At 72.0% G+C, this 14,408-nt stretch carries 13 protein-coding genes and 3 pseudogenes; 11 read left to right on the forward strand and 5 right to left on the reverse strand.

Going from position 1 to position 14,408, the window contains the following annotated elements; all coding sequences use genetic code 11:
* Window positions 1-100: 100 nt before the first annotated feature.
* Together ABD946_RS09285 and ABD946_RS09290 are read left to right on the forward strand one after the other, a co-directional pair.
* The gene (locus ABD946_RS09285) at window positions 101-2,008 is read left to right on the forward strand and encodes a molybdopterin-dependent oxidoreductase (protein WP_345281866.1); all 1,908 of its coding nucleotides are present in this window, start codon (window positions 101-103) and stop codon (window positions 2,006-2,008) included.
* 101 nt (window positions 2,009-2,109) lie between these two features.
* Window positions 2,110-2,754: a fasciclin domain-containing protein gene (locus ABD946_RS09290; RefSeq protein WP_380150309.1), complete on the forward strand. Its 645-nt coding sequence runs from the start codon at window positions 2,110-2,112 to the stop codon at window positions 2,752-2,754.
* A 26-nt stretch (window positions 2,755-2,780) separates the two neighbouring features.
* Here the strand turns inward: ABD946_RS09290 and ABD946_RS09295 are convergent, their stop codons facing one another.
* Window positions 2,781-3,272 carry a MarR family winged helix-turn-helix transcriptional regulator gene (locus ABD946_RS09295; protein ID WP_345281868.1) on the reverse strand — a complete coding sequence of 164 codons (492 nt, stop codon included), beginning with the start codon at window positions 3,270-3,272 and terminating at the stop codon, window positions 2,781-2,783.
* Window positions 3,273-3,355: 83 nt separating this feature from the next.
* Here ABD946_RS09295 and ABD946_RS09300 point away from each other — a divergent pair, with 83 nt between their 5' ends.
* The 4 genes from ABD946_RS09300 (at window position 3,356) to ABD946_RS09315 (ending at window position 8,359) form a co-directional block, all read left to right on the forward strand.
* Window positions 3,356-5,434 carry an MMPL family transporter gene (locus ABD946_RS09300; protein ID WP_345281870.1) on the forward strand — a complete coding sequence of 693 codons (2,079 nt, stop codon included), beginning with the start codon at window positions 3,356-3,358 and terminating at the stop codon, window positions 5,432-5,434.
* Between the two features lie 244 nt (window positions 5,435-5,678).
* On the forward strand, window positions 5,679-6,332 hold the full coding sequence (locus ABD946_RS09305; protein ID WP_345281872.1) for a transglycosylase SLT domain-containing protein: 654 nt from the start codon (window positions 5,679-5,681) through the stop codon (window positions 6,330-6,332).
* A 214-nt stretch (window positions 6,333-6,546) separates the two neighbouring features.
* Complete coding sequence (locus ABD946_RS09310; RefSeq protein ID WP_345281874.1) at window positions 6,547-7,986, forward strand: GuaB1 family IMP dehydrogenase-related protein; 1,440 nt, start codon at window positions 6,547-6,549, stop codon at window positions 7,984-7,986.
* A gap of 133 nt (window positions 7,987-8,119) precedes the next feature.
* The gene (locus tag ABD946_RS09315; RefSeq protein ID WP_345281876.1) at window positions 8,120-8,359 is read left to right on the forward strand and encodes a hypothetical protein; all 240 of its coding nucleotides are present in this window, start codon (window positions 8,120-8,122) and stop codon (window positions 8,357-8,359) included.
* On the opposite strand, the pseudogene ABD946_RS09320 reads toward ABD946_RS09315, so the two are convergent.
* Both ABD946_RS09320 and ABD946_RS09325 read right to left on the reverse strand, forming a co-directional pair.
* Window positions 8,360-9,406: pseudogene (locus tag ABD946_RS09320) on the reverse strand (IS630 family transposase).
* A gap of 146 nt (window positions 9,407-9,552) precedes the next feature.
* Window positions 9,553-10,236 carry a DUF5995 family protein gene (locus tag ABD946_RS09325; RefSeq protein WP_345281878.1) on the reverse strand — a complete coding sequence of 228 codons (684 nt, stop codon included), beginning with the start codon at window positions 10,234-10,236 and terminating at the stop codon, window positions 9,553-9,555.
* 186 nt (window positions 10,237-10,422) lie between these two features.
* Here ABD946_RS09325 and ABD946_RS09330 point away from each other — a divergent pair, with 186 nt between their 5' ends.
* The 5 genes from ABD946_RS09330 to ABD946_RS09350 all read left to right on the forward strand — a co-directional run bounded on the left by ABD946_RS09330 (window position 10,423) and on the right by ABD946_RS09350 (window position 13,667).
* The gene (locus ABD946_RS09330) at window positions 10,423-11,160 is read left to right on the forward strand and encodes a WXG100-like domain-containing protein (RefSeq protein WP_345281880.1); all 738 of its coding nucleotides are present in this window, start codon (window positions 10,423-10,425) and stop codon (window positions 11,158-11,160) included.
* A complete protein-coding gene (locus ABD946_RS09335; RefSeq protein ID WP_345281882.1) occupies window positions 11,157-11,813 on the forward strand; it encodes a NucA/NucB deoxyribonuclease domain-containing protein in 657 nt (218 codons plus the stop codon). The genes ABD946_RS09330 and ABD946_RS09335 overlap by 4 nt, the downstream gene beginning before the upstream one ends.
* Before the next feature lie 17 nt (window positions 11,814-11,830).
* A complete protein-coding gene (locus ABD946_RS09340) occupies window positions 11,831-12,649 on the forward strand; it encodes a hypothetical protein (RefSeq protein WP_345281884.1) in 819 nt (272 codons plus the stop codon).
* Window positions 12,646-13,275 carry an SMI1/KNR4 family protein gene (locus ABD946_RS09345; protein WP_345281886.1) on the forward strand — a complete coding sequence of 210 codons (630 nt, stop codon included), beginning with the start codon at window positions 12,646-12,648 and terminating at the stop codon, window positions 13,273-13,275. Before ABD946_RS09340 ends, ABD946_RS09345 begins: the two co-directional genes overlap by 4 nt.
* Before the next feature lie 65 nt (window positions 13,276-13,340).
* On the forward strand, window positions 13,341-13,667 hold the full coding sequence (locus tag ABD946_RS09350) for a hypothetical protein (RefSeq protein WP_345281888.1): 327 nt from the start codon (window positions 13,341-13,343) through the stop codon (window positions 13,665-13,667).
* On the opposite strand, the pseudogene ABD946_RS09355 reads toward ABD946_RS09350, so the two are convergent.
* Together ABD946_RS09355 and ABD946_RS09360 are read right to left on the reverse strand one after the other, a co-directional pair.
* Window positions 13,656-13,837, reverse strand: a pseudogene (locus ABD946_RS09355) (IS110 family transposase); the annotation flags it as partial. The gene ABD946_RS09350 and the pseudogene ABD946_RS09355 sit on opposite strands and share 12 nt — an antisense overlap.
* A gap of 91 nt (window positions 13,838-13,928) precedes the next feature.
* Window positions 13,929-14,187, reverse strand: a pseudogene (locus ABD946_RS09360) (IS110 family transposase); the annotation flags it as partial.
* Window positions 14,188-14,408 lie beyond the last annotated feature (221 nt).

Raw genomic sequence — 14,408 nt, forward strand, 5'->3', positions numbered from 1 at the left:
AGGACGACGACCCGGTGACCGTCGGCCCGGTGACCGCCGGCCCGGCGGTCATCCCGGGCGCCACGCCGGGCGCCGCTTCGGCCGGCCGACGGCGGGCGCGGTGCGCCGGGCCGTCCCGGCCGGGGCGGTCGGGCTCGCGTCCGCCTGCGCGGCGGTCGGCGCCGGCGAGTTGACGGCCGCGTTCACCGGACCCGCCGGAGCGCCGGTGCTCGCGGTCGGATCGGCGGCGATCGACCTGACGCCGACTCCGCTCAAGGAGTACGCCGTGCGGACCTTCGGCACCAACGACAAACCGGTGCTGATCGGCGGGATCCTGCTCACGGTGGCCGCTCTGGCGGTCCTGGCGGGCCTGCTCGCGGTGCGCCGCCCGGCGGCGGGGGCCGCGGTCTTCGCGGCCTTCGGCGCGGTCGGCGCCTGGGCGGCGCTGTCCCGTCCGGAGAGCGCCGGGGTCGACGCCCTGCCCGCGGCGGCGGCGGGCGCGGTGGGTGCTGCGGCCGTGTACTGGTTGGGCACACTGCTGCGCGCCCGCTCCGCCGTCGCTGCGGCCGGCACCCCGGCCGGAGGGCCGGGGGAGGTCCCGGGGGAGGTGCGGTCCGGGCGGCCGGCTGCGGATGCCGACGGCCCGGCCGGGGCGGACCGGGACCGGGACCGGGGCCGTGCGGCGGACGGCGGCGGTACGGGCGCCGGTCCGGCCGCCGGCCCGGGCGGGGCTCCGGCAGACGGCCGGACCGGCGGGGAGGGTGTCGATGCGGCTTCTGCCACGGTTGCCGCATCGGCTCCCGCTCCGTCGGCCTCGGGCCCGGCCGACCGCATGTCGGCGCTCGACGGCCGGTCCGGGACCGACGGTCCGTCCGGTGCTGACGGCCCGTCCGGGACCGACGGCACGCCCGGTGCTGACGGTCCGTCCGGGCCCGGGGTGGCTCCCCGGCCCGGCGGTCCGTCGCGGCGGACGGTGTTGCTGGCCACCGCCGGGACGGCGCTGGTGGGCCTGACGGCGGGGTACGGCGGTCGGGTGATCGGTGGGCGGCGCGGCGACGTGTCCGCGCTGAGGGACGCCGTACGGCTGCCCGCCCCCGCCGTCCGGGCCCGGCCGCTGCCCGCCGGGGTGCACCCCGACGTCCCCGGGCTCTCCTCCTTCCTCACCCCCGCCCGGGACTTCTACCGCGTCGACACCGCCCTCTCCGTCCCCCGGATCGACCCGCGCCGCTGGAGCCTGCGCCTGCACGGGCTGGTCGACCGACCCTTGGAGCTGAGCTACGAGGAGCTGCTCCGCCTGCCCCTGGAGGAGCTCGACCACACCCTCTCCTGCGTCTCCAACGAGGTCGGCGGCCCCTACGTCTCCACCACCCGTTGGCTCGGCGCCTCGCTGCCCGCCCTGCTGCGCCGCGTCGGAGTGCGGCCCGGCGCCGACCAGTTGCTCGGCCGTTCACGCGAGGGCATGACCATCGGTACCCCGCTCGCCCAGGTGCTCGACGGCCGCCCGGCGCTGCTCGCGGTGGCGATGGACGGTGCCCCGCTGCCGCTCGCGCACGGCTTCCCGTGCCGGACGGTGGTGCCCGGCTTCTACGGCTACACCTCCGCGACCAAGTGGCTGGTGGACCTGGAGGTCACCACCTTCGCCGCCCGCGACCCGTACTGGGCCAAGCGCGGATGGGACCGCACCGGTGAGGTCCGCACCGCCTCCCGGATCGAGGTCCCGGCCCCGTTCGCCAAGGTCCCGGCCGGTGACGTCACCGTGGCCGGCACCGCCTGGGCCACCCACCGGGGCGTCGCCGCCGTGGAGTTGAGGGTGGACGGCGGCCCGTGGGCCGTGGCCGAGCTCGCCGCCGACGGCGGGCCCGACCTCTGGCGGCAGTGGTCCCACACCTGGCGCGACGCCCGTCCGGGCACCCACCGGCTGGAGGTGCGGGCCACCGACGGCACCGGCACCACGCAGCCGGAGGCCCGCGCCACCCCCTATCCGTCCGGCGCCACCGGCTGGCACAGCACGGTGGTCCGGGTCACCTGAAGATCCCCGCCGCAGCGGCCGCCCGCCCGGAAGGCGAGTCGGCCGGACGGCACCCCCATGCCATCCAACGACCCATCACGATGAACCAAGGAGCCAGGACCATGTCCATCCGCACCAACTCCCGCCTCACCTCCGTCGCCGCCCTGCTGGCCGTCGGCACCCTGATGTTCGGCCTGACCGCCTGCGGCAGCGACTCCGACTCGGCGGTCAAGTCCTCGACCACGCCGTCCAGTTCGGCATCATCGTCGTCCGGCAGCACCGCGATGGCGGCGGACGCCCCGTTCGGCACCGCCTGCGCGGCGGTCCCGAAGGACGGCGCGGGCAGCTTCACCGGCATGGCGAAGGACCCGGTGGCCACCGCCGCCTCCAACAACCCGCTGCTGTCCACCCTGGTGACGGCGGTCAAGCAGGCCGGGCTCGTGGACACCCTCAACTCGGCGAGCAACATCACCGTCTTCGCGCCCACCAACGACGCCTTCGCCAAGATCCCGAAGGAGACCCTGGACGCGGTGCTGGCCGACAAGGCCAAGCTCACCTCGATCCTGACCTACCACGTCACCCCGGACCGCCTGACCCCGACCAACCTGGCCGGGACGCACAAGACCCTCCAGGGCACCGACCTCACGGTCAGCGGCGGCGGCCAGGACTTCACCGTCAACTCCAACGCCAAGGTGCTCTGCGGCAACGTGCAGACCGCCAACGCCACCGTCTACATCATCGACACCGTGCTGATGCCCGCCTCCTGACGGAACGTCCGCTCCCCGGGCCGTGCTCAGCTCGGCCCGGGAGCGCGCCGTTCGGTCCGCAGGTCCTCCAGTTCCTCGGTGATCCGGGCCAGGAAACGGGAGACCACCGCCTGCTCCTCGGGCCCGAACTCGGACCGGACCCGCTCGGTGCGCTCCGCCACTGGCCGGAACCAGCTGCCCGCCAGCTTGGCCGCGCCCGGCCGGTGGCGGACCCTCACCTGGCGGCCGTCGGCCTCGTCGCGGCTCCGTTCGACGTGCCCGGCGCGCTCCAGCCGGTCCAGGCAGGCGCTCACCGCGCCGGAGGTGAGCGCCAGCTCCGTCCGCAGCCGCCCGGGCGTCATGCCGGCGTCCCCCTCGGTGCCTGCGGCCCGGACGACCGCCAGCAGGGCCTGCACGTCGGTGGTGTGCAGGCCCTGCGCGGCGGCGAAGTCGTGGCTCAGCAGGTTCATCTCGGCGGCCAGCGCCTGGAGTTGCAGGGCGAAGGCCCGGCTGTCGGGGGAGGGGGCGTGCTCGGACAAGACGGCCTTCCGTGATCGGGGGCTCCCACCCTAGCCGCCGGGCCGCCGGTGATATCTCTCAATGATTGAGATATCCTCCCGCCGTGCGCTACCGACGACTCGTGATCCCCGTCCTGCTCCTGGTCTGCTGGCTCGGCCTCGGCGGAGCCTTCGGCTCCTACGCCGGCCGCCTCTCCGAGGTCTCCACCAACGACGGCGCGGCGTTCCTGCCGCGCTCCGCCGAGTCCACCGAAGTGGCCCGGCTGGCCGCACGCTTCCAGACCGGCACCACGCTCCCCGTGGTGCTGGTCTGGGAGACCCGCACCCCCGAGGGGCGGGTCGAGGGCCCCGTCCGGGACGCCGCCGCCTCCGCGCTCGCCGCCGCGGCTGCCGTCCCCGGGGCCACCGGGCAGGCCTCGCCCCTGCTGGACTCGGCCGACGGCCGGGCCGTGCAGGGCGTGGTGCAGCTCCGCGCCGACCTCGGCAAGGAGACCAAGGAGAGCATCGCCCGGATCCGCGAGCTCGCCGACGCCGTACCGGGCACGACGGCGGGCGTGGCCGGGCCCGCCGCGGTGCTGGCCGATCTCTCCGGCGCGTTCGCCGGGATCGACGGGCTGCTGCTCGCGGTGGCCCTCGGCGTGGTGCTGGTCATCCTGCTCGCGGTCTACCGCAGCCTGGTGCTGCCGCTGCTGGTGATCGTCTCGGCGGTGTTCGCCCTGGCGGTGGCCTGTGCCCTGGTCTACCTGCTGGCCGACCACGGCGTGGTCCGGGTGGACGGCCAGGTGCAGGGTCTGCTGTCGATCCTGGTGATCGGCGCCGCCACCGACTACGCGCTGCTGATCGCCGCCCGCTACCGCGAGGAACTCCCGCTCCACGCCGACCGGTTCGCCGCGATGCGGACCGCGTGGCGACGCTCGCTGGAACCGGTGCTGGCCTCCGGCGCGACCGTCGCGCTCGGACTGCTGGTGCTGCTGCTCTCGGACCTGACGAACAACCAGGCGCTCGGTCCCGTCGGCGCGATCGGCATCGTCTGCGCCGTGTTCGCCGCGCTCACCTTCCTGCCCGCCGCCTTGGTGCTGCTCGGCCGCGCGGCCTACTGGCCCGCCCGGCCGACCCGCGCCGGCGACGGGGCCCACCCCGTCTGGCACCGGGTGGCCGCGTTGGTCGGCCGCCGTCCCCGGCCCGTCTGGGCGGCCTCGCTGGTGGCGCTCGCGGCCTGCGCCGCCTTCGCCCCGCTGCTCGACGCCGGCGGCGTCCCGCAGACCGAGCTCTTCGTCAAGGAGCAGCCCTCGGTGGCCGCCCAGCGCCTGCTCTCCGCCCACTTCCCCGGCGGCACCGGCAATCCGGCCGTGATCACGGTGCGCGCCGACCGGGCGGACCAGGTCGCGGCCGCGGCCCGCACCGTGCCGGGCGTCGCCGCCGTCCGCCCGTACACCGGCGGGGCGCCGGGCGGTCCGGGCGGTCCGGGCGGTCCGGTCCGGGAGGTCGACGGCCTGGTCCGGCTGGACGCCACCCTCGCGGACCCGGCCGACAGCGACGCCGCCGTCCGCACGGTGCGGCAGCTGCGGGACGCCGTGCACGCCGTGCCGGAGGCCTCGGCCCGGGTCGGCGGCTACACCGCCCAGCAGTACGACACCCGCACCACCGCCGCCCACGACCGCCGGGTGATCGTCCCGGCCGTGCTGCTCTGCATCCTGGTCGTCCTGGTCCTGCTGCTGCGCTCGCTGCTCGCCCCGGTGCTGCTGGCCGCCACCGTCCTCCTCTCCTACCTGGCCACGCTGGGGGTCAGCGCGCTGGTCTTCCCGCACGTCTTCGGCTTCCAGGCCACCGACCCCTCCGTCCCCCTCTACGGCTACGTCTTCCTGGTCGCCCTCGGGGTGGACTACAACATCTTCCTGATGACCCGGGTGCGGGAGGAGTCGCTGCGTCACGGCACCCGGGAGGGCGTGCTGCGTGGCCTGACCGCGACCGGCGGGGTGATCACCTCGGCCGGGGTGGTGCTGGCCGCGACCTTCGCCGCGCTGGGCGTGATCCCGCTCGCCTTCCTGGCCCAGATCGCGTTCATCGTCGCCTTCGGAGTGCTGCTCGACACCCTGCTCGTCCGCTCGCTGCTGGTGCCGGCGCTGGTCCGCGACCTGGGGGACGCGGTGTGGTGGCCGCTTCACCGCAGGGTGACGAAGTAGGGCCGGGAGAGGCGAAGGTCACGGAGGAAGGGGCCCCTCGGCGCGGGTGACGTCCTTCACAGGCCGGCCGTCAGGTCGCCTGAGGGGGCGTCACCCTGCCCTTCGGGGGCGGGAGTTGGGGCCCGTTGTGGAGTGGGTCACGCGGGACGGCGGAGCTTGCCCGGGCGGGTGGGGCTCGCGCAGTCTCGAAGAGCGCCCCGAGGTGCGGCGCCCGAAACCCACCCCTTCCCGGAGGTACTCCGCCATGTCCGCGAACACCCAGAACCGCCACCGCCGGACCCGAATACGCTACGACCGGCTGCCCAACAAGGTGCTCGGCCTCGGGATCGCCGGCGCGGTGGCCCTGAGCATCGGCGCCCCGGTGGCCCAGGCGGTGGCCTCGCCCGCCGGTGCCACGCAGCTGGTCGCCGCCCCCGCCCCCGCCGCCGGCCCGGCCGAGCAGGCCGCCCCGGCGCAGGACCAGAACCAGCAGGGCCAGGACCAGGCCCAGCAGGCCCCGGCCGAGGCGCAGCAGCAGGCCGCGCCCGCCGCCCCCGCCGCGCCGACGTACGCGAACAACCTGGACGGCTGGATCAAGGAGGCCCGCGACGTGCTGGCCGCCGCCGGCAAGCCGGTCCCCTCGTACCGCGCGATGTACGCCACCGCCATGGCCGAGTCCACCGGCAACCCGAAGGCCACCAACGGCTGGGACTCCAACGCCGCCGCCGGCACCCCCTCGATCGGCCTGACCCAGATGATCAAGCCGACCTTCAAGGCCTACGCGCTGCCCGGCCACACCGACATCTACAACCCGGTCGACAACCTGATCGCCAGCTCGCGCTACTGCGACGCGGTCTACGGCGGCATGGACAAGATGGCCGGCGCCCGCGGCTACGGGAGCCACTGGCGCGGCTACTGATCCGCCCCGAGCTGCCCGTCTGTAGGTTCCTCCAAGGGTGTGACTACGCTTCCCGGGCGAGCTTGTGGAGATCTTCAACGATTCCGCGTGAACTGGCTTTCGACCTGGGTATCGGTCAGCATTGACGGTTGGGTGCGGGGCGCCCGAGGGCGCCCTGCGGTCTGACCGCTACAGCACCCGAGGTGTACCTCCCCCCAGCCAGAGAGCCCCTTTCATGCGCTTCCTGAACGACCAGTCGCCCGCCTACGACCTCACGTACGACGACGTCTTCATGGTCCCCAGTCGCTCCGCAGTGGGCTCCCGGCAGGCCGTGGACCTCTCCTCGAACGACGGCAGCGGCACCACCATCCCGCTCGTGGTCGCCAACATGACCGCCATCGCCGGCCGCCGGATGGCCGAGACCGTCGCCCGCCGCGGCGGCCTGGTCGCCATCCCGCAGGACATCCCCACCGAGGTCATCTCCGAGGTCATCGGCTGGGTGAAGCAGCGTCACCTCGTCCACGACACCGCGCTCACCCTGAGCCCCGGCGACACCGTCGCCGACGCCCTCTCCCTGCTCCCCAAGCGCGCGCACAACGCGCTCGTGGTGGTCGAGCAGGGCAAGCCGGTCGGCGTGGTCACCGAGTCCGACTGCCAGGGCGTGGACCGGTTCACCAGCCTCTCCGAGGTGATGAGCCGTGACCTGCTCCTGCTGGAGGAGGGCATCGACCCGCGCGCCGCGTTCGAGAAGCTCAACGAGGCCCACCGCAAGCTGGCCCCCGTGGTCGCCGCCGACGGCACCCTGGTCGGCATCCTGACCCGCAAGAACGCGCTCCGCGCCACCCTCTACACCCCCGCCGCCGACGCCGCCGGCAAGCTGCGGATCGCCGCCACCGTCGGCATCAACGGCGACGTGGCCGGCAAGGCCAAGGCGCTCATCGAGGCCGGGGCCGACGTGCTGGTGGTCGACACCGCGCACGGCCACCAGGAGTCGATGATCAGCGCGCTGCGCGCGGTCCGCGGCCTCGACCCGCAGATCCCGATCGTGGCGGGCAACGTGGTCTCCGCCGCCGGCGTCCGCGACCTCGTCGAGGCCGGTGCGGACATCCTCAAGGTCGGTGTCGGCCCCGGCGCCATGTGCACCACCCGGATGATGACCGGCGTGGGCCGCCCGCAGTTCTCCGCCGTGCTGGAGTGCGCCGCCGAGGCGCGCAGGCTCGGCAAGCACGTCTGGGCCGACGGTGGCGTCCGCCACCCGCGCGACGTGGCGATGGCCCTGGCCGCCGGTGCCTCCAACGTGATGATCGGCTCCTGGTTCGCCGGGACCTACGAGTCCCCGGGCGACCTGCACACCGCCGCCGACGGCCGCCAGTACAAGGAGAGCTTCGGCATGGCCTCGGCCCGTGCCGTGCGCAACCGCACCTCCGAGGAGTCGGCCTACGACCGCGCCCGCAAGGCGCTCTTCGAGGAGGGCATCTCCACCTCCCGGATGTTCATCGACCCGGCCCGCCCCGGCGTCGAGGACCTGATCGACTCGATCGTGGCCGGCGTCCGCAGCTCCTGCACCTACGCCGGCGCCCGCAGCCTCGAGGACTTCCACGAGAAGGCGATCATCGGCGTCCAGAGCGCCGCCGGCTACGCCGAGGGCAAGCCGCTGCACTCCAGCTGGGCCTGACCCGCTCGATCCTGACGGCCGGTCACCCCCTCGCGGGGGCGGCCGGCCGTTCGGCTGCCGGTGCGCTCCTGCGGCCAGAAGCCGCCTAGTGCTCTGACCGGTATGGTTCGCCGGATTGGAGCGGAGGACTGCGGTGTTCATTGAGATCGTCTTCGTGGGTCTGCCGATCGACCGGGACGAGGTCGAGGAGGCGCTGGATGCCGCGTTCGGCGCCGATGGCGAGATCACGGGAGCCGGCGGCGGCATGGGACGTTGCCATCTCGACTTGGAGATCGAGCCGGGTCTGGACCGGGACGCGGCCTTGGAGCGGCTCCGGAGCGTGTTGGCCGCTCTGGGCGTCGAGGAGTGCGCGACGCTGAACGTCGGGGGCTGATCAGGCCGCCGCCCGCCCGCCCCAGCGCAGGTTCTTCTCGCTGCGGACGCGGGCGCGCTCCTTGCGCTGGGCGGCCAGGAGGCCGGGGCGGCGGGCGTTGGCATTGCGCCAGCGCAGGTGGGCGTGCAGCGCGCGGGTCTGGACCGGGTGGTTCGGATGGCTGGGGTTGGCGAGGGTGAACTGCCGCAGTGGTCCGAGGTGCGCCTCTATCGGGTTGGCCCAGGACGCGTTGGTGGGCGTGAAGCAGAGGTGGACGTTGTTGTTCTTCGTCCAGCGCAGGATCTTCTTGCCGTTGTGGGCGGAGAGGTTGTCCAGGATCACGTAGACCGGGGCGCCGTCGGGGCGGGCGGCGCGTATCGACCCGAGGGCAACCAGAGTGTTCGCGGTGCCCTTGCGGCGGTGGTTGACGCCCCACAGAGTGTCGTCGCCGACCGAGTAGCAGCCGTGGAAGTAGGTGACGCCATGGGTGCGGTGGTGGGTCGCCGGCAGCCGGTCGGGTCGGCCCTGCCCGGCCCAGCAGCTGCCTGTGATGGGGCGGATTCCGAGCGGGCCGAACTCGTCGAACGCGAAGGTGCGGTCGGGAAAGCGGTCCAGGTGCTCGATCCGGTCGAGCTTGGCGTCATACTCAGGATCGGTTGACTCCTTCCAGGTCCTGGTGCGCTGGAAGGTGCCCCCATCTGGCGAGCAGACAGCGCAGGGCCTCGCAGCCGATCCGGATCACCCGGCCGTGGACTCTGCACAAGTAGACGAGCAGTTTCCGGATCGACCAGCGGGTGAAGGGCTGCCTGAGCTTGGTCGGGCGGGTGATGGCCCTCTGGACGACGAAGTCCTCGTCGTCAGGACTGGGCAGGCGGGGACGGCCTCCCCCCACCGAGGGTCCAGACAGGCCAGCCCGATCTCATTGAACCGGTGAATGACATCCCGCACCGTGTCCTCGTCCGCCCGCACCAGCTGGGCGATCACCGGGACCAGGTTCCCGCCGGCCGACGCCAGCAGCATCATCGCCCGCCGGTAGCGCACCGAACTCGTGCTGCCCCGACGCACGATCCGCTGTAACTGCTGGCCCTCCTAGTCGGTCAGCCTCCGCACCTTGACCGGCTCCGCCACCATGCCCCCCACCCGTTGGATGTCCGCTCGTCCAACCGGTTCAGGTGCCGCCGCCGCCAACCCGGCGAACGTTCCCGGTCGCAGCACTAGCGGCCGTTCAGCGGGGTGAGCAGGGCACGGCTGACCATGCCGACCGAGCCGGACAGGGTGTCGGTGAAGGCGCCGCGGACGAAGGGGATGCCGCGCAGCTCCCAGAGGGACAGGGCGCTGGCCCAGGCGGCGTCGCGGGCCCGGTCGACGCTCCAGACGCCCAGGACGTGGAGCAGCGGGTCGGCGAGGTCCAACTCGGCCGAGCCGCCGAGGAGTTCGTCCCGGACCTGGTCCTCGACCTGGGCCAGCAGGGTGTTGACCCGCAGGTAGTCCCGCTCGACCCGCTCCGGCTCGCGGCCGAGCGCCCGGCAGGTGTCCACCAAGGAGAGCGGCAGGTCGTTCTCGATGTGCGCGTTCATCCCGGCGAGGGCGAACTGCAGCGGGTGGATCCCCCGGTGCCCCCGCAGCTCGAACAGCGGCCGCCAGCACGCCGCCGGCCGGCCGCCGGTGGCCGCCGCGTCCACCGCCGCCAGGTACCGCGCGGCGAACCGCGCGTCCAACTCGGCCATGAACCCCGGATCGTCGAAGAACCCGGCGGTCAGCCGCTCCCCGATCAGCTCCGTGACCCTCAGGTACATCGCGTTGAACCGCGCGACCCCGTCGTCCTCGGGCAGCGCCGTCCGCAACTGCCGCATCCGTTCGATGACCTGGTCGACCGTCATGGTCGGTTGGCTCGCCATGCCCACCAGCATGCCCGCTCCCGGCCTCGCCGCGAAGGGATCCGCGATTCGGCGAGCCGATCCGCGGGCGTGCTCCACCGCTGCTTTCGTCGGCCGGCCGGGGGCGGTTCGGGGGCGACTGATGCTTCGCCGGGCGGTCAGGCTAGGGTGCTCGAACACGTGTGGCGGCTACAGAGCGGGGGAACCGTGGCGATCGAGCTGCCCGGTGAACTGGTTTGGGTGATGGACCTGATCGGTTTTAACTGGCCTGAGGTGAACGAGGACAGAGTCCGGGAGTTCGCCGACCAGGTCCGCCGGTTCGCGTCCGACATCGACAGCACTCACCAGGCGGCCACAGCAGTCGTCCGGCAGATGTCGGAGCACTACCAGGCCGAGTCGTACCAGCGGCTCGTGGAACGTTGGACCACGATGTCCTCTGACCACATGGACGAGTTGGTCGAGGTCTGCAACGCCTCAGCCATCGTGCTGGACGTGGCAGCCGATGCCATTGTGGCGGCGAAGCTCGCGGTGATCACGCAACTGGGCATCGCTGCGGCAGAACTTGCCGCGGCCACGGCTGCGTCGGTGGCGACCCTGGGCATCGCCGCTGCTGCCGAGGTGGCCCTGAGCGAAGCGCAGAAACGAATCGTCAATGCCGTCCTCCGTGAGGTTGAGGAGCAGATCATCGGCATGCTCGTCGCGCAGGCGGTCGACCCGTTGGTAGTCGTGGTGGAGCGTGCTCTCACCGGCTTGGTGTTCCGTGGGGTCCAGGCAGCCATGGACGGGATCTCATCGGGCGGTGGCGGTGCTTCCGGTGGCGGCGGCTTCAGGATCAACCCGCAGGAACTGCTGCGCTGCGCCGCGCTGCTCGACGAGCACGCCGATCAGGTGGCCGGTCACGCCCGGGTCTTCGCCGCTGCCGCCTCGGGGGTGTCCTTCAGTTGAGCAATCCGATAGCCAGGGCTCTGGAAGAGGCGGCCCAGCGGATAGGGAGGACGCTGAGCCAGGAGGCGGGCCGGGCGGTGAGCGACATGTACCGGCAGGCCGGCCAGGGAACACAGAAGGTCGTCGAGCACATCGTCGGTGCCGACGACGCTCACAAGCGTGAGATCGTCGCACTGGCCGAGAAGATCGCAAAGAACCACGGCGAGATCGGGCCGGGTGCCCGGGGGCGCCTCAAGAGGCAGGCGGCCGCGCGGACCGAGATCGCGGGGCACCTCGGAGTTCAGGGTGATTACGACGCCGAGATGGTGATTCCGCGCTCCCGTTATCCGGAGTCGGCCGATCACATCGAGGAAGCTCAGCAGGGTCAGGTCTGGCGGGGCGACAGGTCGCGACAAGGGCAGCCGAAGCCTTCGATCCTGACCATCGACCGGCCAGGAGCCGACGGCAACCGGGAGGACTCGCTACGCGGAATAGCGACGCGTCCGCCGGACGACCGAGATGAGTACCCACCGGCGATGTACAAGGAGGGAGGAAAGGGCGCCAGCGTAAAGTACATACCGAGCAGCGACAACACGGGTTCGGGCTCGAGCATGGGCAGCGCGGTCCGCGGTCTGCCCGAAGGAGCGCGGGTCAGAATCAGGGCCAGACGTTAGCCAGTGAGAGGACCGTCGTGAACGCTGCCGAGAAGCTGGTCTCCCGAGCCCGTCATGGGCGGTTCGACGAGGTCCTGCCGGACCTGATGAGTCTGGCGAAGCAACCGGACGGTGACCGGTCCGAGGCCTGGGAGGCTACTGCCGCCGCGATCCAGGTGCTCTCCTGGCACGACCGCTTCGCCGAGGCCGCGACGCTGGTCGAGCAGCTCATCGCCAAGGACGGCCCGCTTGGGGCCGAGTTGTGCGACCAGGACGTTCCTTTCACAACGGTGTTCCTGGCTGCCGAGCTGCACGCGGGCCAGCCGGCTGGGCCCCGCCTCCTGGCGGCGGTCGACCGCCTTCCAGAGGGATCTGTCCTCGCGGACGAGCTGTCCTGGTTGGCAGGCGAGCTGACGAACCGTCCGGTCGAGGAACTGCTGCCGAGCCACTTCGCGTGGGGTGGTCCGTCGGTGCCGCTGGACGAGGAAGCAGAGCAGCTGGTGGCATGCGACTACGGGTCGTTGGACGACCAGGGTAAGTACGCCCTGTGGCAGGCCCTGACCAAGGCCAACGACTTCGGGCGGGCGCACCGAATCGTCGAGGCCACAGGTGAGGTGCCGGATCGCTACGCGCCGTGCCTGTGGATGGCGGGCTGGTACGCCACGCGTGGCGACCTCGTCCGCGGTGAGAGGATGCTGCTGGCGGCGCGCGGCCGATGGTGGCCCTACATGAAGTGGGATGCCATTCCCGACGATCCGGTCATCCAGCCGGTCCTTCGCCTGGTCGTCTCGGACCGGGTACGAGAGCAGTACCTGACCAGGCCGATCGGCCCCGAAGCAGCGGAGAAGAACGCATGACGCACAGCGCCCTCGACCAGCTGATGGGCCGAGCCCGTGGGCCGATGGGTCCGGAGATCGATCTGGATTTCGGCGTGGAGAACGGACCGCTGGTCGAGCTCGGTCGGCTGATCACGCGGATGAACGGCTTCTACCTGTTCAACGGCGGTGTGCAGGTCTTCCGGGTGGGAGACGAAGGACTCGGCCACGACATGCTCGCCTGGAACACGGAGGAGCTGTGGAAGGACTCCTACAACGGACTGGCGGACGACCTGTTCTGCTTCGCCCAGGACCTCTTCGGTGCCCAGTTCGCCGTCATGGGTGGTACGGAGGTCGTCCGGTTCGACCCCGAGACGGCCGAGGTGGGAGTGATCGGTACCAGCCTCGAGGACTGGGCGGCGTGGCTGCTCGACGATCCGGACGTCAACGGGGTCAATGCCTTCTCGTACGCGTTCCAGAAGGAGAACGGCCCGCTCGAACCGAACGAACGGTTGATTCCGCTGCGGTTCTTCGTCATGGGCGGTACGTACGAGTTCGAGAACCTTGCGGTGAAGGATGCCGCACTCGCCATGCGGATCCGCGGTCCCGTCGCACAGAAGGTTCACGAGGCGCCGGACGGTGCGACCATCCACCTCGGCACTGACTGACCGGGCGTGATGCCCCCGGGGGTGCCCCTATGTGTTTGGTCAGGCTCGTAGGTCAGGATGGCGACATGACGACCTGGTTCCGCACCTACTACGACGACGAAGACCTGTGGCTGTACTTCGAGGCCGATGATGAGGGCTTGGCTGCGCGTCAGATCGAGGTCCGGGGCGAAGACTCCCGTCCGGTGGTGGCTGCCTCCCTGGCGCAGGTGATGCACCTTCGTGATCACGCCGACCTTGCCGCGATGGGCCGCTATGAACGGCAGTACGGAGTGCTCGCCGAGGGCCCCACGGAGGGCTGGCAGGACCAGCCCCAGGCAGCCGAGATCGCTGCGGAGGAGTTCGAGAAGCTGTGGGCTGAAGCAAGGCGGGTTCTCGGCGGTTCAGCCACCTGACCCAGCAGGCCGGGGTTCGTAGAAGGTCCCGTCGCGGAGCATGGCGAACAGGACGTCGACCCGGCGCCTGGCCAGGCGGAGAAGAGCAAGGGTGTGCCGCTTGCCCTGAGTGAGGCGAACGCGGCCAGGAAGAGCGCCCGTTGCAGCTGCTTCTTGCCGCGGAGGTCGGGAACGCGCTCGCGTCGCCGGGGTGCTCGTCCAGCAGTTCCTGGATCCGCTTCTCCAGGAGCTTGCGCTGGTCGAGGAGGGACCGCAGGGAGCCGGCAGGTAGGCGACACGGCACCTGCGTCTCGGGCGACCGCCGGTGGCAGGGCGCCGATGGAGGCGGGCTGGTCGACGACGACCCGGGCGGTGCCGTGCTTGGCGGTGAGCTTGTCCAGCATGGCCCGCATCTTGGGTTCGCTGTTTGGTAGCCGCTTGTCGAAGACCCGTTTGCCGGCCGGGGTCAGGGCGGTGCCGTGGTGTCGCCCTTGCCGATGTCCGGGCGGAGGAAGACGTCCACATCTCCGGTGTCGATCACGCCGGCCCCGCATGAGGTCGTGCTGTCCCGGCCTCGTTGGCGTGGCACCGGTCGCCGGCATCCGCGTTTCGAAGAGCCTCCCAGCGAGCTGGTTGTCCTGCCCCTATCAGCGGTCTACCGGTGCCTCCGGCTCGGCGACACCCCCCCGGGTCGTGCGAACTGCAGGGGGGAACAGTCATGCCGAGCCGGAGGTCGGGAGCCCCGTTGCGGGGCCACCAAAA

The sequence above is a fragment of the Kitasatospora albolonga genome (genome assembly GCF_039535905.1).
GTDB classification, from domain to species: domain Bacteria; phylum Actinomycetota; class Actinomycetes; order Streptomycetales; family Streptomycetaceae; genus Kitasatospora; species Kitasatospora albolonga.